The following is a 21,317-nucleotide window of genomic DNA, read 5'->3' on the forward strand; positions in this document are numbered from 1 at the left end:
CAACAGCCGTGTTTCCGGAAGCTTTTCGCGAGTCCTGCGCTACGTCCTCGGGCGCGTTTCTGGAAGCCGGTGGCTGATCTACTTCCGGAATTGAGCAATTCCGGAAGTAGGACCTGACGTGCTGACGACGCCTTCATAACCGGCGATCATGCTTTGAGTGTCAACGGATGTGACATCAACCCGGGCTCACCGTTCCGTTCCTACCGGATCCCCAGAGATCGCCGTCGAGGTCGAGGGGACGCCTGCCGTGGCCACGGCCTCGGCCGACGACTCGCGCGAGCAGGACAACACCTTCTCGGCGCCGGGCAAGCGGTGTGGGCGCAGATAGCGCCGGGCAACGCCGCCAGCGTGCGGGTTTCCTGCCGGTCGGCGCTGAGGCTCTGCTCACTCATCAGACAACAGCGAGCCCTCCAGTCAAGTGACGGTGCCGGGTCGGTGAAGGCAGCAGTGTAGTAAGCGTCCAGGCGAGTGAGTCCAGTCGGCCGTGGCCACGCCAGCGGTCGGACCATCAGGGTCGTCGAGTGGAGTGGGTTCCCTACCAACGTCCCGTATCACGGGTTTGGGCAGGTTCCCGTCCCTTGTTGTAGATCTCTCGGATAACCTCTTCCTCGGTGATCTACTAGCTTGTCATGTCATGGAGGACTGGATGGCACATTTAGTCGAACGCATCTCAGACACGTTTTGGATCGACTATGGGTCATTTTCGATCTTGGATGTAGATGGATTGTCACGATCACCTGACGCGCTCGATCCAGAGAAGCTGTTCTCTCTCACCGACGAGGAAGAGGTCTGGTTCGCCGCCACTACGAACATGGCGATCGCACGAAGCCGGGTAGGCCACCATAACGCCCGCGTCACCCTGGAACTATGGGATGCGGAGCCTCCTGCCGAGGAGATGGAGGGGGTGGACCGGCGGACCATTGAACTCTTCAGTAGTTCGGGCACACTGAGAGCGACGAATTCCACAGGAGAAGCGGGGCCGCTGCTCGACCTGAGAGCGCCAGGAGCTTCATGGCTGGTGTGTGGGCATCGCATCGCGAAAGCGGATCCCTTTGCCGGTGTAGGGGACTTCGACGATGACGACGATGATGATCTCGGCCTGACGCTAGAGGGACTAGAGGAGTTCTTATTCCAATTCTGGCCGACAAACACGTGTGAGACGTAAGCGTGACGAGCCCCCGGACGTTGCTTCCGTCCGGGGGCTCTCTTGCTAATTAATACGCTCGCCGTTGGCGTTGTAGAGATGGAGAATGAAGTCTTCACCATGCAGGATTCTGTCGTTCATATAGAATCGGCCGAGCCCTGCGATGTTATACATTGCCCCCCAGTCCGTGTTTTCCTGTTTGGGAATCAGGGAAACTGAGACGGTGACTTCGGACATGTAAGGTTTACCCTTGTCGTTCGGCTTGTTCTCTTGCCAACTGACCCAGGAACCTTGATAGGTGCTCTGGAAGGGAAATTCGTCGCATTCCTTCTGACCGGTATTCCAGGGAGCACTGCCGCCATTCCAGGTGATACTGGGATTGTTGTTGTCAAAATCTGCAGCGCAGATTCTGAAGGAGCGATAGTAATTTCTACCTCGCCGTTTCCCGTCTTTCAGGCGGGTTAATGGAGTGACCGTGCTGAAGCCGGGAAATTTTTTGGCCTCTCCAAAATTCATGTGCTTCGGCCACATTCTCCTATCCGTGGTGCTAGTGGACGGCGTCGTGATGTTAGGGGTCAGATAAGCCTTCGAGATGTGAGCGTAAGCATTAGGGAAGGTTACTTCCTTGAGTTCCAGAGCCCGCATCTTATGGTCGAAGATGCATCCGCGCGGGAAGTAGCGATTCTCCTTCGCAGAATCGCATCGGATGAGCCCTTTCGCCGTACGGTTCTTGTACATCAGACCCGGCATATGGGGAGCCGTGAGGGACAATTGGACGTTGCACTCTGAAAGCAGTGCGTCACCGCCTCCTTGCCACCCTGTCTCCGGCGATTCGATCTTGAACGTTACTCTTCTACTACTGTTCCAGTAATGCCTGTTTCCGGCGAAACCTTGGGGATAATTGGCGTCGACCACTTGTCGACAGGAACCGCTCGGAGACGGTTGGACGATAAGGCCGAGCGAGAACACCTGATCTTTAAAAGCGGCACCCTTGACCTGATCATTCATGGAGAGAGCAATGACGTCGAGTTCGGCCGTGCGAGAGTCATTGAAGGTACGTCCGATGGTCATCAGGACAAAGTCCGCCTCATCGGTGACTTGCCATCCGAGCCTTGTCCTGATCTCCACAGTGAATTTCGGCTTCTGGCTGACACACCAGTCGTGAGGGCCTTGCGTCCATCCCTTCTCGTTTCTTGCAGGTACCCGGCTAGTCGGGGGGTAGTAAAAGCTAGAGTTCTCCCGGATGCAGTCCTCAGGCTCAATCCGGTGATAAACAGGATCGACAACCGCAGCGGTCGCGCGCTTGGCCTCGGTTGCAGAGGGCTTGGTCGCAGAAGGTACGGCGGGCACCGTGGTCGCGCCGGCGATGACGGCGGCTTCTTGCGCGGTGAGAGCCTTGTCGTAGACGTGGATATCGTCTAGGGCGCCGCTCATCTGGGTGCCGAGGGTGGTGAGGCCGGTGGCACGCCATGCAGGGAAGCCGATCGTCTCCGATTTGATCTCAGCGCCGTTGAGGTACAGCGTCGCCTTCTTCAAGGTGGCGTCGTAGACGCCTGTGAGGTGGAACCACTCGTTGACGGGGGGCTCGACCTGCGACCGCACACCTTCGGTCGTGGCTTCAGAGGAGTCGGCACTGGTGAAGGTGAATACCAGTCCATGCCCTGGCGTGTTACCAAGATGGAAGGGGGCCTGGTGAAGTCCCTTCTGCTCAACGATGGTGTAAGCGCCGTCCTTATTTTCCCAGCGTAGCCATGCAGCGACGGCGAAGCTCGCGTCGGTGGGAATCACAGCTCTGGCCGTATGGGCCAGCGCATCACCAACTAGTTCGACGGCTATCTGAAACCCCTGCCACGCCGACCATTCGGAGCCGACACCAGTGGTGGTATTGAGCGCGCGGGCGCGCCAGCGCACCTTCCAGCCGTCCTGGAGGCTTCCTTCTGGGACCGTGACTTTGGCTTGGGAGCCGGAGGCGGCGTTGTCCAGCGCGCCAGCCCAGATCTGGCCGGTGCCCTGCCCGGTCGCGGCCGGGTCGTGCTCGACCGCATACTCCACACGCAGCGGCTGACCAGTTGGATCGGTGACCTGGGCCAGTAGCGCCGGTGTGAGACTCCCAGTCATGGTTTGACCGTTCACCTGCTGGGACGGGTCGACCTGAAGAGTGGATACCGTCGGTTGCCCGTTCGGGTCGGGCATATCCACCGTAACGGCCAGCCAGTTCGACCATGTCGAACTCGTGGCCGCGGCGGCGTTGACGGCACGAGCACGCCAGCGGATTTTCCATCCATCAGTGAGCTTCCCGGCTGGGACGCTGACAGTTGCCTGGCTGCTGGAGGTGACCGCGGGTGAGGCACCGACCCAGATCTGGCCGGTGCCCTGGCTGGTCGCGGCGGGGTCGTGCTCGATTTCGAATTCGCCGGTCAGGTTGCCGCCGATGACATCGGCGACGGTGGCGGCCAGTTGCGGCGTGAGGGAGCTGGTCACCATGGTGCCGCCCACGGTCTGAGCCGGGGTGATGGTTAAGCCGCTGATCGTTGGCGCCGAGGAGGAGCCGCTGGTAGTGATGGTCAGCTTCGGCGGGATGTTGAAGTCGGTGTCCTCCGAAGCGGTGAACGTCCGGTAGTTGTCGACGTTGGCCTCGCCGGGTGACTTCAACACCAGGCCATGGTCGGCGGCGCCAGCGGCCCAATCCTGGGCAATGCCAGTGACGTTCCACTCCATGCTGTCGGGCCAGACATCACAGTCGGAAGTGACACCCTTGGTGTTGGACGACGCGTCCTCGGTGGTGAAGGCGGGCTTGTTGGCCCAGTAAAGATTGTCCGGGTTCCAGGCACCGGTCAAGCGGGCGACCTGGACGCCGTTGCCGACCGTAGGGCCGCAATTTTGGGCGTCGATGGTGTTCATCGACAATCTGGCGTCAGTCACCGTACTGCCCTGCAGGTTTGCGGTGTCGAACCGCAGGTGCACCCGCGACTTGAACCCGCCCGTCATGGTGCCAGCCATCAGGTACGTGTTGTCTGGGTAGGCAGGTAAGTCCACCGTGTCGTACGTGGTGACCTCAACATCGGAGTCCAGAGGCAGCGTGACCGTCGGATCCACCCGTACCGGATAAGTGGTGCTCGGGTCAGTCAGGAACGCGTGGTCTGGTTTCAAGACCAGTTCGCTACGTCCTCCATTAGTCACCACGTCAGCGGCGACCTTCGCGCGTTTGGCCAGCGGGAGCCGCCCCTTGGCGCTGCCATCCCACATGATCGGCTGCGGCACCATGGAGACGATCTTGTTGCCCTTGTCCTTCAGCAGCAGCTGACCACCCTTACCTTCGGCCAGGGTCAACCCACCATCTTCCACACCAATCCGCAGCTCCAGCGGTTTGGCGGGCCGCCGACGCAGCACCACGTCGTGCCGAAACCCGGTCGGCAACGCTGTCACCACTAGGTCAGCCCCGATGCCGCCGGCGTCGGTGTAAGTGGCGACACTTCCCTTCACCGTTGGTTTGGGCAAGGGTGTGGGCCAACGCAACGCGTAGGACCGCCCATCGGCAGATATCTTCACGAAGGCGTCACTACCGCCCGAGGAAACTTCTAGGGTGACACCACCTGAGACGGCCTTGGGCTTTAGTCTCCCGCCCTGTGCGATCAGCGTGGTGTCGATCGGTACCCACGCGTCATTTTGACGGGTTCGGACCGGCCCTGTGGCAATCTCGGTCTTGTAAGAGCCATTGGGAAGCGCGTAAGTAATGCGCGTCTCGGAGGTTTCGCCAGCGACCTCCACTGGCTTTTCCTGCCTTTTAGCCTCCTGCGAGGCAGTAGTACGGGAGGCACCCGCGGGCGTCGACGCAGAGGGCGCGCTGGAAGTGCGGGTGATCGCGCTTCCAGACTTGCCTTGAGTCCACGTCGTGGCACTATTCAAGGTCGCGTTGTTTTCAAAATCGGAAGAATCCTTAGCAACTTGACCTGTGCCTTCATCGAAGGACCAATGGCCAATGACCGTCTCTTCGGCCGGTACATCCGTGCCCTCATCGGCATCGGGATTCAACTCGGAGACGATCTGCTCGGGCGGTATGTTGTCCGGCGGGGTAAAGAAAGAGTCCGGGTTACGCCCCATCGACTCGTTGCTAGCTCGATGCTCCTCTTGAGTCTCAGAGTGCGTTTCGCGAGCTAATGTCCCTTTTTGCCGGTGGGGTTGGGGTAGATCGGCCGGTCGAAGGCTCGCTGCTCGGGCTATGGGCGAGGCTGGGTGAACAATCCCGGCTCGGTCTCGACGAGGATGCCGCGGCCGGCCAGGCGTTTGAGCTTGGCGCAGATGTTCCGCCCAGGGCCGCCCTGCACCCGCCGGCCGCTCAAGGCACGCCTTGGATCCTCCTGCGGCCCCAGGTCGGGTTCTCCCGCTCCATCCGCCGAAACCAGCCGTCGCAGGCACGATCAGCGAGTACCACCACGCCGCGTAACAGCAGCTCAGACCACGAAACTCAATATTCGAGCGGCACACCGAGTGACCTGCGGGTCACCATATGGCGAACGTGCGGGACACTCCGCTGCCCGTGTGCGACTCGCACCGGAATCGCCCGCGTGATTGTGCGGGTCCGGCGCCATATCACAATTCACCGTCGAGCGCGGCGAAAGTGCGGTCTCGTTCTCCGACTATCGGCCAGTACCGCTGTGGGCCCATGGTCGGATGTGCGGGGGGATCCCGTTCGCGATCATCGAGCTGTGCAGCGATCGTCCAGACCTGCTCCCCGCTCACGCGAAACCCGCGATCACTGGAGACGCCCTCGAGATCAGGGAGAGGCGTGAAACCGTTTCACGGCGAGCTTGACGTGGCGATCGGCTTCAGCAGGAGACAGAACAAGCCGGCTTCCGCCTTGATCAGCAATCGAAGGAGACACCCCCATGAACCCCCCCTCTCATCCCCCGCTGCCGATCCCCGCACACCTCAGCAAGGCAGCCCGCGAATTCCTGACGCAGCCGCCTCCGACGCAGGCGCCCTCTCTTCCCGAACGGGAAGACACCGACGGCTGGCTGCGCCTGGTCGAGCGAACCGACGGCTACATCCGCGCCTGGCTCGCAGACCGAGCCCTTCCGTCGCCGGTCGCCGCCCAGGACACACAGGTCGCCGGCGTCCACACCTACGTCCTGCGTGCCGAGGGCGACACGGCCACCGACAAAGGGCCGATCTACCTTGACATCCACGGCGGCGCCCTCCTCTACGGCGGCGGCGATCTGTGCGCTCACAGCTGCGCCGAAACCGCGCTGAACACCGGGATGACCACCTGGAGCATCGACTACCGGATGCCGCCACTGCATCTCTATCCCGCTGCGCTCGATGACTGCCTCGCCGTCTACCAGGCCTTGCTGAAGGTCCGCGATCCCGCCGACGTCTTTGTCGGCGGCGCCTCAGCCGGCGGCAACCTCGCCGCCGCACTACTGGTGCGGGCCAAGGACGAAGGGCTTCCGATGCCAGCGGCGCTGGTACTACGGACACCGGAGGTCGACCTCACCGAGTCCGGCGACAGCTTCCACACCAACGCCGGCATCGACAACGTCCTGTCAAGCCTGCGGGAGGTGAACGAGCTCTACGCGAACGGGTACGACCTTTCCCACCCCTACCTGTCCCCATTGTTCGCCGACCTGTCCGGCTTCCCGCCCACCTTCCTGCAATCCGGCACCCGGGACCTGTTCCTGTCCAACACTGTCCGCATGCACCGCAAGCTGCTGTGGGCCGGCGTCGAAGCCGAACTGCACGTCTTCGAGGCCATGCCACACGGCGGCTTCGGCGGCACCAGCCCCGAGGACGCCGAGCTCGCCGCCGCGGTCCGTGACTTCCTGGACCGGCACCGCCGACGACTCTGAGCCTGGCGGCGGGCGGCGGTCCCCTTTGCCTGCCAAAACGCCGGCGGGTGCCGTGGGGACGATCTGGGCACAACTGCCCATTGCGCCAGTACTGAGCTTCTGGTGCGCGCCGACCTGCGTGGGAGAGCAGGAAATCGCGCTCGCGCGGCGGCCGTGCCCGGACCTGCAACCGACTCGGCGCCGCCGCGGCGCCGAGTCTGTAGCCTTGCATGCGTTGGCACGGCTCCAGGGGCCCTATCAACTGACCTGTGGTTTTGCCGCCGCCTGCACGAGTCGGCGCTTCCAGCGTGGCCCGCAGCCCGCACTTCGGAAGCCGTTCGACTATTCGTTGCGGCGCAAGTCCATGCTGTCGGATCCGTCCCACCGGTTGTTCGCGGCTGCTTGGCGGGCTCGCTCTGCGAGTTCGCCGGTCAGGCCGGTGCATTCGATGCACCATTCGACCCACTGGGGTAGCAGATCGAGGATGGCCTCGGCGTACTTCTTGATGTACCCGTCTGCGATGAGGATCACGTGTGGTGGATGAGATCTGCTGGTCGGCGAGTCACCGTTCGGTCTACGGGCGCGGGTGGGTGAACAAGCCGGGCTCGGTTTCGATCAGGATGTCGCGGCTGGTCAGGCGTTTGAGCTTGGCACGGACGTTTTGGATGCCGTTGGGCGTCAGCGGCAGATCCATCGCCAGAGCCAGGTCACGGGCGCGCAGAGAGCCGCCGGTCTCGCTGAAGACGGTGAGGATCTGCTGGTAGTCGGGATGATCGAAGCCGACCAGTGGCGCATCCGGTTCAACCAGGGCGGGGTCGGCTTCGGCGAGGGACAGGAGGGTCTTGCGGCTGATCCGCAGGTCCTCGACCGCCTGGCTGAGTTCGCCCAACCGCCCGGTCAGGGAGTCGATTTCGGCCTGGGCCTGCTCGATCTGGCCGGTCAAGGCCTGTTCGCGGGCATCCAGCCGGTCCAGGAGCCAGGTTCCGGGATCGGGCGGGCATCGGGCCTGGTCATGTCCACCGCCAGGAGGGAGCCGCGGGGGTCAGACGCCGGGACATCACGTCCGTCATCGCCCAGTACACCCGTGATTCGGAACTCGACGGGAGATGTTCATAGTCGCGGACCAGCCGCCGGTGGAACATCAAGATCCCGTACGTTTGCTCGACGACCCATCGTTTCGGCTGGGGCACGAAGCCTTTGTCGGCGGGGTTGCGTCCGACGATGTCCACGGCGATCCCCAGGCCGGCGCCATGAGCGACGACCACGTTCTTGAATCCCTGGTCGGCCAGCGCCTTGGTCACGGTTCCCTCGGTGACGGCGGCGACCCGGTCCAGCAGGGCGATCCCGGCCGTGTTCTCGTGAGCTGAGGCCGCGAGCACGACGACCGCGATGACCAGCCCCAGCACGTCTACGGCCAGGCCCCGCTTTCTGCCCGGCACCCGTTTCGCGGCATCCCTTCCGGTCGTTTCCGCGGGGACCCCGGCCGCGACGTGGACGCTTTGGGTGTCCAGCACGACCAGGCTCGGGTCGACTAATCGCTTCTTCTGCTCACGCAGATGCCAGCGCAGCAGGTCGTGGATCGTCTTGTCGGTGCCGTCATCGCGCCATTTGGCGAAGTAGTACGTCGCGCCCTTGGGCGGCAGGTCATGGGGAAGATAGTCCCATTGGACGCCGGTTCGCCCCTGGTAGCGGATCGCGTTGACGATCTCCCGCAGCGCATAGTTGCCTTCGTGGCCGCTGACCGACGGGTGCGCGGCCTTCCATGCCGTGAGGACCGGCTCGATCAACGCCCACTGCGCGTCGGTCAAGTCGCTCGGGTACGGCTTGCGCTCAGTCACCGCGCCATCCCAGCACAACTGGACCCGCCGACTGGCAGTAACGCTACAAATCCACGCGATCACATAGTGACATCATGGACAAGGGCTCGCGTAACGCACTCTCAGACCAGCTGCGAGCAGGTGCCGCCTGCGGTGTGCTAGTGAGATCTCCTGTGTACTGTTCCAGCACCTCCGAGGTGACAATGTCCTCTTCAACACTGGGGTGCATAGTGATCCGCTTTGGCGCGGGTGTGTATTCGATCATGAGGGTGGGGGCGTGGCGGTAGCCCGGGTAGGGGTCGCCGCTGTGTTCGCTGGAGTAGTACTGGCGCCAATTGATCGTGGCGCTCTCGCTGACGGCTCGTAGCATCACCCCGTGGTTAGCCATGCCCTGCTCGATCCAGGCACGGGCCATGCCGGTGACCCGGTGCACCAGCTGCTCCTCTTTTGCGCACCAGCTGGCAGGGTCGGCCTCATAGTTGTAGCCGGCCGCGTTCGCGCCTTGCAGGGTGCTGGAGAACGAGGGCTGCCTGGACCAGCTCAAGTTGTTCGTGGCGCCGTCGAGGGTCCAGGCGGAGGTGACCTGGGCCGCCGCGATCGACCCGAGGTTGTTGCCGCACAGCTGGCCGCCGGGGCCGCCGGACTTGTAGTTCCACACCCACAGGTCCGCATCCACCACGGTGGCGCCTTCGAGCGCGGGGTCGTCGGTGTCGAACTTCAGATACACCCGGGCGATGTCGGCGCTGGTGGACGTGGTGCCCACACGCAGCCAGCCGGCCGCGGCGTTGTTAGTACTGGGGCTGTTCTTACTGACCCAGGCATCATCGGGTTCTCCGCCGCCGAACCATTCGGAAGCCGCGGCGATCGTCACCGGGTAGGTCACCGCGGTATCGGCCAGGAACTTCTCGTCCGGGGTGAACACCAGCTCCGACGTCGTGCCGGAGGTCTCCACGCGCGCGTCGACCGGCGAGGTCCTGCCCTCGTCAGGGGAGGCCTCCACCTTGGCGTCCATGGCGGTCAGCACGATCGGCGCCGCCGCCGCCTTGCCCTTGGCGTCCTTGAGTTGCGGCAGCCCGTCGGAGGTCGTGCCGAACGTGGTGCCCTTGGGCAGAGTGAGGGGTAGCCGCACGGTCACCGGGCCGGTCGGGCGCTGGCGGAAGACCACCTGGGAGATGAACCCGTCGGCTTGGGCCTGCACGACCAGGTCCGCTCCCGGCGCGACGGCATCGGGGTAGGTGACCGTGCTGCCGGAGATCTTCGGCTCCGGCAGCGCCCGGGCGGCCTTCAGGCCGATCTTGCCCTGCTCGCCGTCCGCCGACACCAGGTGTTTGCTACCGCGTCCGCCGAAGGTCAGCGGGCTTTTGACGCGCGCGGCCTGGAGCTTGCCGTCGCGGGTGTCGATGCGGGTATCGATGGGCTCCCAGGTGCCGCTGGCCGGGTTCTTCAGCTGGACGGGGCGTGTACAGCTCGGCCCGCAGGTTCTTACCGTTCGGAGTCGCCCAGACCCTCATGGTCTCAGTGAACCGCGAGGGCACCTCAACAGGCTTGCCGGACGTGGCCGCCTTCTCCCAGGCGGTTTTAAGCCCAGGGTCGGTCAGTTGAGTCGTCGTCGATGACGTGGAGGTGGGGGATGGTGTGGGGTCCTGGGCGGCCGCAGGTGCACTTAGGAGCGAAAGCGGCAGCGTCAGGGCCACGATCAGGGCAGCACAGCGGCGCGTCCGGACGGCTAAGCCGGACGCTGATCGACGTCTGTTCACTCACAACCTTTCGAACATGCGTATGAAAACAAATTGATCATCACACGATGCAAGCGCAAAAGCAAAGATCATTTCCAGTAACGGGTAAGGGGCGCTCCGTGAAGAAATGCGCTTGATATGTCGGCGCGGTCGGCGCGGTCGGGGGTCCCGGTAGTAATCGCGGAAAATCCAACGGATATCGCTGACCATCGTCGGTGTGAAGCGTTCAGGCCAGGTCGGCGGCATCCTCAGACCGGCCCGCCGTATCCACCGACCAGCACACCAGCCCTGCGGCGCCATCACATCAGAGCAAGCCAGAGGTAGGTTCGTTGGATTTTCCGCGATTACTACCGGGACCCCAGGATCGCGAAGCCGTGCCCGCGCAGGCTCTTCTCGAAGCCGCGCCGGGCCGATCCGGGAATCCAGGGGTTCTTGATCCGCGTGTCGAACGCCGCGGCCGACAGGGCCCGGGAGTGGTCGCCGAGGTCGGCAAGCCATTCGCGCAGCCCTTGCCCCTTGGACACCAGCTCGGTGGCGGCCTGCTCCGCCTGACCCGGCGGCTCGGCGCCGCCCACACCGTCAACGCCGCCACCACCGACCCGTTCGCCGCGATCAAGACACTGGGCGGGGCCGACGTGGCGATCGTGCCGGCAGCCGGCCCTCGCGTTCTGGAGCAGGCCCATGCCTCACTCCGGGTACCGTCCGGTGCCGCCGCCCCGACGTGCTCTTGCGATATCAGAAGTGAATTCGCCGGGCTAAGCGTGGTCCAGGACCGCGATATCAAAAGTAAAACCTGTGCTTGGATTCTGATATCTGGCGATGTCAGATGAATTCGAGCGCACGTTGTACGCCGAGCGGTGGCGGACCGCGTGCGGTCACTACGGGTTATGTCGGCCCGCTATGCAACACTATGCGCCATGTCTCTTGCTGACCTCAGCCTCGACCATTGGCGGACCGTCGACGAGGCCACGGTACGAAGGATCGCGCAGGAAGCAGCCGGCCTGGTGGCAGGACGGGTGTCCCGCGTCGAAACGGTCGAGCACCTCGGGGGCGAGTTCCACCGTGTCCTTGTTGAAAGGGATGGCCAGGAGTTCGCTCTGATCCCGGGCGGCACGGTCAGGCTCGGATTCGACCCGAACGCCTGGCAGCCGACGCCCGAGCAGGAAGCGGACTACGCAGAGAGCCTGTCCGACGGGTTCGGCCATGGAGAGAATCTCCGCGCTTACCTCACCCACATGCTGAGCCCTCGCCGGACAGCGATCGTGCCCACCGTCCTCATGGCCGTCGAAGACGAACCCCTGGAGGAGTTCCCCGCCGACATGCCCGCCATCCTTGCCGAGCGCGGCCTGCGGATGCCGAGCCCGGACGAGTGGGAGCATGCCTGCGGCGCGGGTACGGACACCCTGTTCCGCTGGGGCGACGAATGCCCCCTCGACCGAATCCCCTATGGCCCCCACGACGGACCGCACCAACAGCTCAACGCCTTCGGCCTGCGCATCGCCTACGACACCTACCGCGCCGAGCTGAGCACCGACCCCTCCGCCGTTCACGGCGGAGACGGCGGAGAATCGGTCTGCGGCGGCTACGGCTACCTGCTCGGCTGGCTGCCCCTCGCCACCGCGAACCGCAACCCGAACATGGCGGAGCTCGTCTACGGCCCGGAGGGCGAAGACAGCATCGACACCTGCTCCATCCGGCCGATCCTGACGCTCTCATGACATGAACTCGCACCCCGGCCCTCCAAGCGCGCCGCACCCAGGCCGGCAACCGCCCGATGGCCGATAGAGCTCAGTTCGCAGCGCCGGGAGGTCGCGCCAGCGTTCGGCCGACGCCAGAGCGTCCAGGCTGATCCGCTCCAGGAACGCACCGCCCCTGGCCAGGCGGCGTCCCACTGGCGTGTCGAGCCCGAGCGCTTGATGCCTGGGGGCCCTCCTGTTATCGGCGCTGGGGCCGTAGTCCGTCGAGGATGATCTGGGCGATGTGCGCGGAGCGTTCACGGCTGGTGTCCGCGTCGGCGTGCCGGATCGCGGCGAAGGCGCCGGCGACGATTGCCATCACCTCGTCGACTGTCACATCGTGGCGTACGACCCCTGCGCGATGGGCGCGATCGAGCAAGCGTGCGACCTGGTGCGTGAGGTCGGCAGCGGCGTCCGGAGCGGCGTTGCGAAGGTCGAACTCGGCGGCCGTGAGCGCGCTCTTCACCGCTGCGTTCTCGGCGCCCGAGGCCATCATCCGGGACAGCAGCGTGAACAGGGCGGCCGGATCGTCGGTGCCGGTGAGCGTTTCTCCCTCGATGACCAACTGCCTGATCTGGTCGATCGCGACGGCGAGATAGAGCGCTTCCTTGGTGGGGAAGTGTCGGTGGACGGTGCCTGGACCGACACCCGCGCGGCGGGCGATCTCGTCGAGCGAGATGCCGAGGCCTTGCGAGGCGAACGACTGCTGCGCGGTCCGCAGTACCCGCTCACGATTGCGGCGCGCGTCAGCCCGTAGCCCCCGGTCGTTCACGGGAGCCGTCGGTGGCTCGGCTGGAGTTCGTTCAGGCGTTCGGCTGGACATCTCACCCCTAGCTTAACCGGGGCGTCGCCCCGTATGCTGCCTCATGTAAACGGGGCAAAGCCCCGTTTATGAGTCCGCGTCATTTCACCATGAGCAGGCCCCGCCGAACACGAGGAGGCCCCTTCAATGACCACACGCGAGGAAGCCGGCGCCCTGGTGCTGCGGATGCAGGAATGCTTCAACACCCGGCAGTTCGACCAGGCCGCCGACCTGTTCACCCCCGACTTCCTCAACCACCCGCTTGGCGCCATCGGGTTCGAAGCGGGCAGGGACGCCTGGGGCCAGGTCGTTGCCCGGTTCCCGGCCATGCGCGTTGTCGCCGACGACATCCTGATCGACGGCGACAAGGTTGCCGTCCGCTCATCCGTTGAGGGGATGGCGACCCCGGGTAGCGACGTCCGGCCCGTGCTCATCGAAATCTTCCGCATCGACAACGGCCGGCTCGCGGAGACCTGGGGCATCACCGAGGGCCCGGATCCACGACGCTGAGGCCCCCGTGGTCTCGCCAGGTCCTCCGGCGGACCAGCCCCACCGCGCCGACGCCACCGCCTCAGAACGGTCAGCGGTGACGAGACGGGCTTACCGCCGAGGAGATCGCCGCGGCGGAGGCCGAAGGCCGCTGTCGCGGCCGGCCGCCGGCCACGAGCGCACCTCATCAGGGCAGCGCCTGCCGAGATCCGGTCCGTCTCGGGGGGCGGCCGGGATCAGACCGTCGACCGGGACCAGCCGGGCCACCACGCCGGATTCGCCCGGCAACCGCACGGGCCCGTTCGGAGTCGTGATCACATGGCTGGAAAAGGATTGGACGGGGTGATGCTCGGGCTTGTAACTTGCAGCTGGCCGTGACACCGCCCGAGGAGGTGAGACCCATGAACGCTGTATCGATGTGGGTGCTCCCCCTTTCCTTCACGGTCGGGCGATCGACGTAGGTGTCGCCGGGAGCGCCTCGCCAACAAGGCACTCCCGAAAGGCAACACCTATGGACTCTCAGCAGTTCACCACCGAGCCGTCGTCGAACGGTACGGTCGAGCGCGGCTTCACCGTGGGCGACGTCCCCGGACTCCGGTCGCCGGCCTCCGGCGCCGATCGCGCGCCCCTCACGTTCGACGTGATCATTGCCGGGTGCGGGCCGACCGGTGCGATACTGGCCGCCGAACTGCGGCTGCACGACGTGCGGGTACTCGTTCTGGAAAAGGAGACCGAGCCCAAGTCGTTCGTCCGCATAGTCGGTCTGCATGTCCGCAGTCTCGAGCTGATGGCGATGCGCGGACTGCTGGATCGCATTCTCGAACACGGAAGACGGCGTCCGGCCGGCGGTTTCTTCGCCGCCATCCCCAAACCCGCGCCCAAGGGCCTGGATTCCGCGCACGCCTATCTGCTGGGCATCCCGCAGCCGGTCATCGAACGTCTACTCGAGGAGCATGTGATCGCACTGGGTGCGCAGGTCCGGCGCGGTTGTGCGGTGGTCGATTTCGAGCAGGACGACGAGGGCGTGACCGTCGAACTGGCCGACGGGGAGCGGCTGCGTTCGCGCTATCTCATCGGCTGTGACGGCGGGCGCAGTACGGTGCGCAAACTGCTCGGCGTCGGCTTCCCCGGCGAGCCCTCGCGGACCGAGACGCTGATGGGCGAGATGGAGGTGGGTGTACCGCGGGAGGAGATCGCCGCCAAGGTGGCCGAGATCAGCGAGACCCGTCAGCCATTCTGGCTCCGGCCCTTCGGCGAAGCCGTCTACAGCGTCGTGGTCCCCGCCGCGGGAGTCGGCGACCGCGCGGAACCGCCCACCCTCGAGGATTTCAAACACCAGCTGCGCACCATCGCCGGAACCGATTTCGGCGTGCACTCCCCGCGCTGGTTGTCCCGCTTCGGGGATGCCACCCGGCTGGCCGAACGTTATCGGGTCGGACGGGTGCTGCTGGCCGGCGATGCGGCGCACATCCATCCACCCATCGGCGGTCAGGGCCTCAACCTGGGCATTCAGGACGCATTCAACCTCGGCTGGAAACTGGCCGCGCAGATTCGCGGCTGGGCCCCGGAAACACTGCTGGACACCTACCAGGCCGAACGTCATCCGGTCGCCGAGGACGTGCTGGACAACACCCGCGCCCAGGGGGAACTGCTGTCCGCCGGACCGGGCCCGCAGGCCGTGCGCAGGCTGCTCACCGAACTGATGGACTTCGACGAGGTGAACCGCCATCTGATCGAGAAGATCACCGCGATCGGCATCCGCTACGACTTCGGCGAAGGCCCCGACCTGCTCGGCCGCCGCCTGCGCGACATCGACGTGAAACAGGGCCACCTCTACGGGCTGCTGCATCGCGGCCGCGGCCTGCTGCTGGACCGCACCGAACGCCTGACCGCCGGCGGCTGGTCCGACCGGGTCGATTACCTCGCGGATCCCACCGCGGTACTGGATGTTCCGTGCGTCCTGCTCCGCCCCGACGGCCACGTCGCCTGGATCGGCGACGATCAGCAGGACCTGGACCGCCACCTCTCCCGCTGGTTCGGCAAGCCCGCCGACTGATTTCGCCTGAGCGACCCGAGCGGGAACCGGAGCCGGGAAGTGACCCGCGTCCTCCTCGTAAGCGACCGCGAAGCGGTGCGGTGTCGGGTGAGACGCCGGGAGATTCCGTGTTCGGGACGTGGAAAGGCCCACTCCCCGTGCGGAGGGAGCGGGCCTTTCGCCTGTGGGTGGGGGTGGTCAGCGGAGGACGGGGTAGCGGCGCACCAGGGAGGTGGTGGCCCACCAGGCGCCGATGCCCCAGGTGGTACCGGCGCCGCCCAGGGCCAGGCCGGCCAGGACGACGGCGTAGACGAGGTGGTCGTCCATGAAGGGATTGGTCTGCAGGGGCAGCTCGGCCGCCCACATCAAGACCATCATCAGGGCGCCGGCGACGGCGGCGATGCGCAGGCCCGCGCCCAGGACCAGGGCGGCGCCGACGCCCAGCAGGCCGAGCATGAACAGCCAGTCGACCCACACCTGCCCGGCCAGGGCGGTGAACACCCCGCCCAGGGCGTTCTCCCCGGTGCCCTTGAGGAAACCCGTGGTGGGGCTGGCCCCGTTGATCCAGGCCCGCTCGGCCGGAGTGGCGAACCCCCACCCGAAGAGCTTGTCCACGAACGCCCACAGAAAGACCCAGCCCAGGCTGATCCGGGCGACCGCCCAGACATAGTCGACCGGCTGCCTGACGGCTTGTGCGGGGGCGGCGCCCGTGACCGGCCCGGTGTGAACGTCGTGTCCGTGAGTGGTGGCCATGACGGCTCCCCTTTCCGTGTAGTTCCGTGGTGTTCCGTGGTCTTTGCGACGTCCTCATCACACCGCTTCCCAAAGCCCGGCCACAGTGCCGTACGAACCGCGTCACGATCTCGAACGTCCCTGTCACAGAGGACCTTCGGCCCTGTCACGCGGCGCGCGACGGAAGTGGGATGGAGGAAAGAGTCCACACCGCCCGGGAGAGGACGACGCGCGCGTGAACGTCAGCGGGGTCGCCGAGGTGGTCGGCGGGCCGCCTCGGGGCCGTGATGACGTCCCTGTCTGGAAGGATCGATGAAAATGCTGGCTCGCGATGTCATGACCGGCCCGGTCGTCACGCTCCTGCCCGCCCACTCGGTGCGCTGGGCCATTCGAGTGCTGTTCGCCAACGCCATCACCGCCGCCCCCGTCCTGGACGACGACGGAACACTCGTGGGGATCGTCAGCGAGATGGACCTGCTGCGAGGTGAGTTCCAGCCCGATCCCCGCACTTCGATGCGCATCGCCCCCGGCCAGACCGCTCCTCCTCCGCCGCTGCGGGTGGAGGAGGTGATGACCCGCCAGGTGGTGACCGTCACCCCCACGACCGACGCCATTCGGCTGGTCGAACTCCTCGTCACCAAGCGCGTCAAGAGCCTTCCCGTCCTGCGGGACGACCGAGTGGTGGGCATGATCAGCCGACGTGACCTGATACGCGTGCTGGCCCGTTCCGACGAGGAGCTGCGCGCGGACGTGCTCGCCGCCCTGTCCGAGCAGTATCCTCTCGGGCCGCGCTGGGAGGTCGCCGTCCACGACGGTGTGGCCACGCTGGGCGGGCACGCCGACGGCCACCACGACCGGATCGCCGATCTGCTGGCCAGGACCGTCCCGGGCGTCATCCGGGTGAGGCACCTCCCGTAACGGGTTGGTGCCCGGCGCTCCGGCAGGGCTGACGCCGCCGTACGTCACCGCCGGCGAGGCGGCCGGATCCTTCCCGGCGATCCAGGACGTTGGTCCCGCCCGTCGGTGACCTCCGGCCGATGAGACGGGCCGCGCGGACGACGACAGTGGAAACGTGGACGAGAGGCGAGGGAGTTCTCCGATGAGGAGCATGACCGGCATGTCGGCCGAACGACAAGAGGCGGCCTCGGCGCCCTGGCGCGGTTTCCGTGACGAGGCGTGGCACGCGCACGCGGACGTCCGCGACTTCCTGCAAGCCGGCTACACCCCCGAGATCCGCGCGGCCCGCCGCTCGGGCGTGATCACCCGGCTGCCCGACTCCTGCGGCCGGGGTCGGATCATCGGTGACTGCCGGCGGGTCGCCCCGTACGGCGTCTCCCGCCTCGTCTCCTTCAAAGAGGACGCGCGCAGATGACCGGCGACCGCGAAGCCGTGATACGGCAGGGCGAAGCCGAGCTCCGCCCGCCGCCTGGCCGAGCTGGGCCGCCCGGCCTGGATCAGGTTCGTGCTGGTTCCCGGGGTCACCGACGCCCCGGACAACGTCGACGGCGTCGCCCGTTTCGTGGCCGGCCTGGACAACGTCGACCACGTCGACGTCCTGCCCTACCACCGCATGGCCGCCGAGAAGTACCAGCGCCTCGGCCTGGCCTTCCCCTGGCGGGTGTGCTTCCCCCCGGCCAGGCGCTGCTGGATCGGGTCCACGCCCAGTTCCGGGCGTACGGCCTCACCAGCGTCTGACCGGCGCGGGACTCCCGGGCGGTTCGCCGCGGGGAGCCCCGTGTCCAAGCCGCTCGCCGGCCGCGTGGCGGCGCCGGTCAGGAGGAGCCGGGAGGCGCTGGGGCGGGGGTCACGACCAGGGGGCAGGCGGCGTGGTGCAGCAGCGAATGGCTGACCGACCCCAGCAGCAGCCCGGTCAGGTCACCGCGGCCGCGTGAGCCGACGACCAGCAGGCCGACGTGGGCCGAGGCCTCGGCCAGGACGAGCGCCGGGTGACCGTGTTCGAGCTGTTCGGTGACCTTGACGTCGGGGTAGCGCTCGCTCCAACCGGCCAGGGCCTCGGCCAGCAGGCGCCGTTCGGCCTCGGCCGTCTCCTCCGCGGCCCGCAGGGCGAGGGGGCCGCCACCGGCGATCGGACGGCTCCAGGCGTGCACCGCCCGCAGGCCGGCACCGCGCAGGGACGCCTCGGCGAAGGCGAATCCCAGGGCGTCCGCGCCCGCCGCCGAGCCGTCGACCCCGACGACCACCTCTTCGGCCCCCTGCCCGGTGGCCGGGTCGCGGACGACGGCCACCGGGCAGGTGGCCCGCCCGGTTACCCCCAGCGCGACCGAACCGAGCAGCATTCCCGCGAAACCACCCAGCCCGTGGTTGCCGACCACCAGTAGTTCCGCGTCCGCGGTGGTCTCGATCAGGACGGCGCGCGGGTCACCGCCCAGCAGCCGCGGCTGCGCCGCGACGCGGGGATCTTCCTGGCGGGCGCGCTCCAGTGCCGCGTCCAGCATGGTCGCGGCCCCCTCGCGCATCCAGCGGCCCACCTCGGCGTAGCGATCCTCCTCGGAGACCTCCAAGGGCCAGGCGGGCATGGCGTGCACGATGCTCAGCGCACTACCGCGGGCCGCGGCCTCGCGCGCCGCCCAGCCCACGGCCGCGAGCGCGGCCTGCGAACCGTCGACTCCAACTACGATCACGACATCCTCCTCATGGTGCCCATGGCACCATCACACCGGCGGGCGGCCGGAGGGCGACAGCGGTAAAGGTCCTTTGCCCGAGGGACCTCCGTCACCGCGTTCGGAGTCCTGACCTCTCGTGATCTCGGCCGGGACGGTCACCCGCCCCGCTCGCGGCCGGCCACCGGACGAGGTCGCAGAGCAGGGGGGTGAGCACGGCCGTACCCAGGGCCAGCGCCCACCCGGCCGCGGGCAACGGCACCAGGGCCAGCGGGGCGCCGAGAAACGGGACAAGGGTGACAAGCGCCTGGAGCAGCGCGGTGGCGACGACCGCGATCGTGACCGTGCGGCCGTGCCACCATCCCCGCTCGAAGGTCCACCGGCGGGCCCGCACGACGTAGGCGAGGGTGAGGCGGGCGAAGACCAGCGCGAGGACCGCCTGGGTGCGCACCTGCTCGTCGCTCCAGCCCATCCGGCGGGCCGCCTCTACCGCGGCGATCACCAGCAGGCCGACGATGAGGGACCGTAGCCCGACCCGCCTCAGTACGGCGCCCGACAGCAGGCCACCCCGCTGTGGTCGCAGCGCCAGAGGATCTCCCGCGGGCCGGTCGACGCCCAGGGCGATGGCCGGAATCCCGTCCAGCGCCAGGTTGATCCAGAGCAGGTGCACGGGAAGGGGTGTCCGCCTTGATGCTCATGCGTCCAGCAGATCATCGCGGTGGCGGCCTGATCCCGAGGCGAAAGCCACCGGCGCGAGGGACCTTCGGCCCCGGTGCCGGCAGCCCCGGCACGGGTGGCGCGGGTGGAGCGCTCGCCGGTGCGCGGTTCCCTGCGCATCCTGGCGCGGGAACTCCCTCCCTCCGGCGGGAGCCCTCCGGTGCGCGGGCGTCGTCTTCCGGTCAGGCGAGTGCCGGATGTGCCGTTCCGGTCGTGGATTCGATCGCGGCGCGCGGGGCGGGCATGTCTGCGTACCGTACCCGGTCGACCTGGTCGGGGGTGACGACGATGGTGGGGCAGGCCGCCAGGGCGAGGCAGGCCCGCAAGGTCGCCCCGAGGTATCCGCCGCCCGCCGCCGGCCGGAGCCCTCCCAGGACGTGGAAGGGGTTCGCCTTCATGCAACCGCGACCGGCCCGACCCCGGCCGGGGTCGCTGGTCCCGGTTCGCCGGGACCAGCGACCCTCCTGTCACCGGCTGGGGCCGAAGAGCGTCGAGGCGTACGGAGGTGGCGGTCCCCGGGTTCTCACCGGTGCCGCGCCGCTTGTCAGGTGAGGGGTACGCGCCAGGTCAGCCGGGTCCCGCCCGGCGGGGAGAAGCCGGCCTCGAAGGAGCCGCCGAGCGCGGTGGCGCGTTCTTCCATGTTGCGCAGGCCGCTACGTTTGCCCTCGTCGGACAGGCCGACGCCGTCGTCGGTGACGGTGAGGGTGAGCCGGTCATCGGCCGTCTCGGTGAAGACGTCGGCCTTGGAGGCCTTGGCGTGGCGCACGATGTTGGACAGCGCCTCACGCAGGACGGCCAGCAGGTGCTCGGCGACCGGTGCGGGCACCTTGTTGTCGAGCTGCCCCTCCATCCGCAGGCCCGGCATGAAGCCCAGGTGCCCACGCGCGCCCTCGACCAGCTCCACGATCCGCGCGCGCAGGCTGGGCTCGTCGGCCTGGCGGGGAGTCTGCAAGGCGAAGATCGTCGAACGGATCTGCCGGATGGTCTCGTCCAGCTCGTTGATCCCGTGCTGGAGCCGGCCTGCGGCCTCGGGATGCTCGACGAACCGCACGATGCTCATCAAGGTCATGGCGACGGCGAAGAGCCGCTGGATGACGACGTCGTGCAGGTCCTTGGCGATCCGGTCGCGGTCTTCCAGCAGCCCCAGCCGCTCGGCGTCCTGGCGGGCCTCGGCCAGCTCCAGCGCGACCGCGGCCTGCCCGGCGAAGGAGTGCAGGGTCCGCAGCTCGCCGCCGCTGAACGGCAGGCGGCCTGGTCGCTTGCCCAGTACCAGCACCCCCCGCACCGCCCCGGCGGCGCCCAGCGGCACCGCGGCGGCGGGACCTACCGTCAGATCCCGGGTGAGGGCGGCGGGCAGGTCCGTCTCGCCGAGATCGTTGACCATGACCGGCTCGCCGCCCAGCAGGGCCCTGCCCGGGAGCGAGCCGGTGACGTCCACCGTGGCCCGGCCGAGTCCGTCGGTACCCGGACCGTCGGCGATCATCACGTGCAGGACCTCGCGGGCCACGTCGGGAAGCATGATCATCGTGGTGTCGGCGGCGGCCAGGTCCCGGGCCCGGCCCACCACCAGGGTCAGCACCTGATCCGGTTCGGCGCCCGACAGCAGGCTGGTGGTGACCTCCGCCGAGGCCTGCAGCCACATCTCCCTGCGCCGGCTCTCCTC

General features: G+C 66.9%; 20 protein-coding genes. 8 read left to right on the forward strand and 12 right to left on the reverse strand.

Annotation, left to right across the window (positions count from 1 at the left end; translation table 11 throughout):
• Positions 1-634 precede the first annotated feature (634 nt).
• On the forward strand, positions 635-1,165 hold the full coding sequence (locus ACVCAG_RS23815) for a hypothetical protein (protein ID WP_440085858.1): 531 nt from the start codon (positions 635-637) through the stop codon (positions 1,163-1,165).
• 45 nt (positions 1,166-1,210) lie between these two features.
• On the opposite strand, the gene ACVCAG_RS23820 is transcribed toward ACVCAG_RS23815, so the two are convergent.
• Entirely contained in the window at positions 1,211-5,245 is a 4,035-nt protein-coding gene (locus ACVCAG_RS23820) for a DNRLRE domain-containing protein (protein WP_440085857.1), read from the reverse strand.
• Between the two features lie 785 nt (positions 5,246-6,030).
• Here ACVCAG_RS23820 and ACVCAG_RS23825 point away from each other — a divergent pair.
• Positions 6,031-6,990 carry an alpha/beta hydrolase fold domain-containing protein gene (locus tag ACVCAG_RS23825; RefSeq protein WP_440085856.1) on the forward strand — a complete coding sequence of 320 codons (960 nt, stop codon included), beginning with the start codon at positions 6,031-6,033 and terminating at the stop codon, positions 6,988-6,990.
• A gap of 321 nt (positions 6,991-7,311) precedes the next feature.
• On the opposite strand, the gene ACVCAG_RS23830 is transcribed toward ACVCAG_RS23825, so the two are convergent.
• The 5 genes from ACVCAG_RS23830 to ACVCAG_RS23850 all read right to left on the reverse strand — a co-directional run bounded on the left by ACVCAG_RS23830 (position 7,312) and on the right by ACVCAG_RS23850 (position 11,205).
• The gene (locus ACVCAG_RS23830; protein ID WP_440085855.1) at positions 7,312-7,500 is read right to left on the reverse strand and encodes a hypothetical protein; all 189 of its coding nucleotides are present in this window, start codon (positions 7,498-7,500) and stop codon (positions 7,312-7,314) included.
• Between the two features lie 43 nt (positions 7,501-7,543).
• Positions 7,544-7,912, reverse strand: a complete 369-nt coding sequence (locus tag ACVCAG_RS23835; protein ID WP_440085854.1) for a hypothetical protein — start codon at positions 7,910-7,912, stop codon at positions 7,544-7,546.
• 67 nt (positions 7,913-7,979) lie between these two features.
• A complete protein-coding gene (locus tag ACVCAG_RS23840; RefSeq protein WP_440085853.1) occupies positions 7,980-8,807 on the reverse strand; it encodes an IS5 family transposase in 828 nt (275 codons plus the stop codon).
• Between the two features lie 43 nt (positions 8,808-8,850).
• Entirely contained in the window at positions 8,851-10,107 is a 1,257-nt protein-coding gene (locus tag ACVCAG_RS23845; protein WP_440085852.1) for a DNRLRE domain-containing protein, read from the reverse strand.
• 762 nt (positions 10,108-10,869) lie between these two features.
• Positions 10,870-11,205 (reverse strand): hypothetical protein, encoded by a 336-nt coding sequence (locus tag ACVCAG_RS23850; protein WP_440085851.1) that lies wholly within the window; start codon positions 11,203-11,205, stop codon positions 10,870-10,872.
• A gap of 234 nt (positions 11,206-11,439) precedes the next feature.
• Here ACVCAG_RS23850 and ACVCAG_RS23855 point away from each other — a divergent pair, with 234 nt between their 5' ends.
• Positions 11,440-12,240, forward strand: a complete 801-nt coding sequence (locus ACVCAG_RS23855; protein WP_440085850.1) for a hypothetical protein — start codon at positions 11,440-11,442, stop codon at positions 12,238-12,240.
• A 217-nt stretch (positions 12,241-12,457) separates the two neighbouring features.
• Here ACVCAG_RS23855 and ACVCAG_RS23860 read toward each other — a convergent pair whose 3' ends face one another.
• Positions 12,458-13,030, reverse strand: a complete 573-nt coding sequence (locus ACVCAG_RS23860) for a TetR/AcrR family transcriptional regulator (protein WP_447190306.1) — start codon at positions 13,028-13,030, stop codon at positions 12,458-12,460.
• A 177-nt stretch (positions 13,031-13,207) separates the two neighbouring features.
• Here ACVCAG_RS23860 and ACVCAG_RS23865 point away from each other — a divergent pair, with 177 nt between their 5' ends.
• Together ACVCAG_RS23865 and rox are read left to right on the forward strand one after the other, a co-directional pair.
• Complete coding sequence (locus tag ACVCAG_RS23865) at positions 13,208-13,570, forward strand: ester cyclase (protein WP_440085848.1); 363 nt, start codon at positions 13,208-13,210, stop codon at positions 13,568-13,570.
• Positions 13,571-14,060: 490 nt separating this feature from the next.
• Positions 14,061-15,605, forward strand: coding sequence for a rifampin monooxygenase (rox, locus tag ACVCAG_RS23870; protein WP_447190307.1), 1,545 nt, complete (start codon positions 14,061-14,063; stop codon positions 15,603-15,605).
• Positions 15,606-15,782: 177 nt separating this feature from the next.
• On the opposite strand, the gene ACVCAG_RS23875 is transcribed toward rox, so the two are convergent.
• Positions 15,783-16,337, reverse strand: coding sequence for a hypothetical protein (locus tag ACVCAG_RS23875; RefSeq protein ID WP_447190308.1), 555 nt, complete (start codon positions 16,335-16,337; stop codon positions 15,783-15,785).
• A gap of 297 nt (positions 16,338-16,634) precedes the next feature.
• On the opposite strand from ACVCAG_RS23875, the gene ACVCAG_RS23880 reads away from it, so the two are divergent.
• The 3 genes from ACVCAG_RS23880 (at position 16,635) to ACVCAG_RS23890 (ending at position 18,165) form a co-directional block, all read left to right on the forward strand.
• Entirely contained in the window at positions 16,635-17,234 is a 600-nt protein-coding gene (locus ACVCAG_RS23880; RefSeq protein WP_440089884.1) for a CBS domain-containing protein, read from the forward strand.
• A gap of 181 nt (positions 17,235-17,415) precedes the next feature.
• On the forward strand, positions 17,416-17,688 hold the full coding sequence (locus ACVCAG_RS23885; RefSeq protein ID WP_447190309.1) for a pyruvate formate lyase family protein: 273 nt from the start codon (positions 17,416-17,418) through the stop codon (positions 17,686-17,688).
• Between the two features lie 90 nt (positions 17,689-17,778).
• On the forward strand, positions 17,779-18,165 hold the full coding sequence (locus tag ACVCAG_RS23890) for a hypothetical protein (protein WP_447190310.1): 387 nt from the start codon (positions 17,779-17,781) through the stop codon (positions 18,163-18,165).
• Here ACVCAG_RS23890 and ACVCAG_RS23895 read toward each other — a convergent pair.
• The 4 genes from ACVCAG_RS23895 to ACVCAG_RS23910 all read right to left on the reverse strand — a co-directional run.
• Positions 18,089-18,958: a universal stress protein gene (locus ACVCAG_RS23895; RefSeq protein WP_447190311.1), complete on the reverse strand. Its 870-nt coding sequence runs from the start codon at positions 18,956-18,958 to the stop codon at positions 18,089-18,091. The genes ACVCAG_RS23890 and ACVCAG_RS23895 overlap by 77 nt on opposite strands.
• A 91-nt stretch (positions 18,959-19,049) precedes the next feature.
• Positions 19,050-19,607: a cation transporting ATPase C-terminal domain-containing protein gene (locus ACVCAG_RS23900; RefSeq protein ID WP_440089878.1), complete on the reverse strand. Its 558-nt coding sequence runs from the start codon at positions 19,605-19,607 to the stop codon at positions 19,050-19,052.
• 229 nt (positions 19,608-19,836) lie between these two features.
• Complete coding sequence (locus ACVCAG_RS23905; RefSeq protein WP_440089877.1) at positions 19,837-20,052, reverse strand: hypothetical protein; 216 nt, start codon at positions 20,050-20,052, stop codon at positions 19,837-19,839.
• 146 nt (positions 20,053-20,198) lie between these two features.
• Positions 20,199-21,317 (reverse strand): GAF domain-containing protein (locus ACVCAG_RS23910; protein WP_447190312.1); only part of this gene is annotated, 1,119 nt, incomplete at its 5' end.

This window comes from Streptosporangium sp. G12, assembly GCF_052983175.1.

Excerpts from the sequence above, each read along its gene's own strand:
- ACVCAG_RS23815 (WP_440085858.1), top strand. The coding sequence starts at position 635 with ATGGAGGACTGGATGGCACATTTAGTCGAACGCATCTCAGACACGTTT.
- ACVCAG_RS23820 (WP_440085857.1), bottom strand. The coding sequence starts at position 5,245 with ATGGGGCGTAACCCGGACTCTTTCTTTACCCCGCCGGACAACATACCG.
- ACVCAG_RS23825 (WP_440085856.1), top strand. The coding sequence starts at position 6,031 with ATGAACCCCCCCTCTCATCCCCCGCTGCCGATCCCCGCACACCTCAGC.
- ACVCAG_RS23850 (WP_440085851.1), bottom strand. The coding sequence starts at position 11,205 with ATGGGCCTGCTCCAGAACGCGAGGGCCGGCTGCCGGCACGATCGCCAC.
- ACVCAG_RS23855 (WP_440085850.1), top strand. The coding sequence starts at position 11,440 with ATGTCTCTTGCTGACCTCAGCCTCGACCATTGGCGGACCGTCGACGAG.
- ACVCAG_RS23865 (WP_440085848.1), top strand. The coding sequence starts at position 13,208 with ATGACCACACGCGAGGAAGCCGGCGCCCTGGTGCTGCGGATGCAGGAA.
- rox (WP_447190307.1), top strand. The coding sequence starts at position 14,061 with ATGGACTCTCAGCAGTTCACCACCGAGCCGTCGTCGAACGGTACGGTC.
- ACVCAG_RS23875 (WP_447190308.1), bottom strand. The coding sequence starts at position 16,337 with ATGGCCACCACTCACGGACACGACGTTCACACCGGGCCGGTCACGGGC.
- ACVCAG_RS23880 (WP_440089884.1), top strand. The coding sequence starts at position 16,635 with ATGCTGGCTCGCGATGTCATGACCGGCCCGGTCGTCACGCTCCTGCCC.
- ACVCAG_RS23885 (WP_447190309.1), top strand. The coding sequence starts at position 17,416 with ATGAGGAGCATGACCGGCATGTCGGCCGAACGACAAGAGGCGGCCTCG.
- ACVCAG_RS23905 (WP_440089877.1), bottom strand. The coding sequence starts at position 20,052 with ATGAAGGCGAACCCCTTCCACGTCCTGGGAGGGCTCCGGCCGGCGGCG.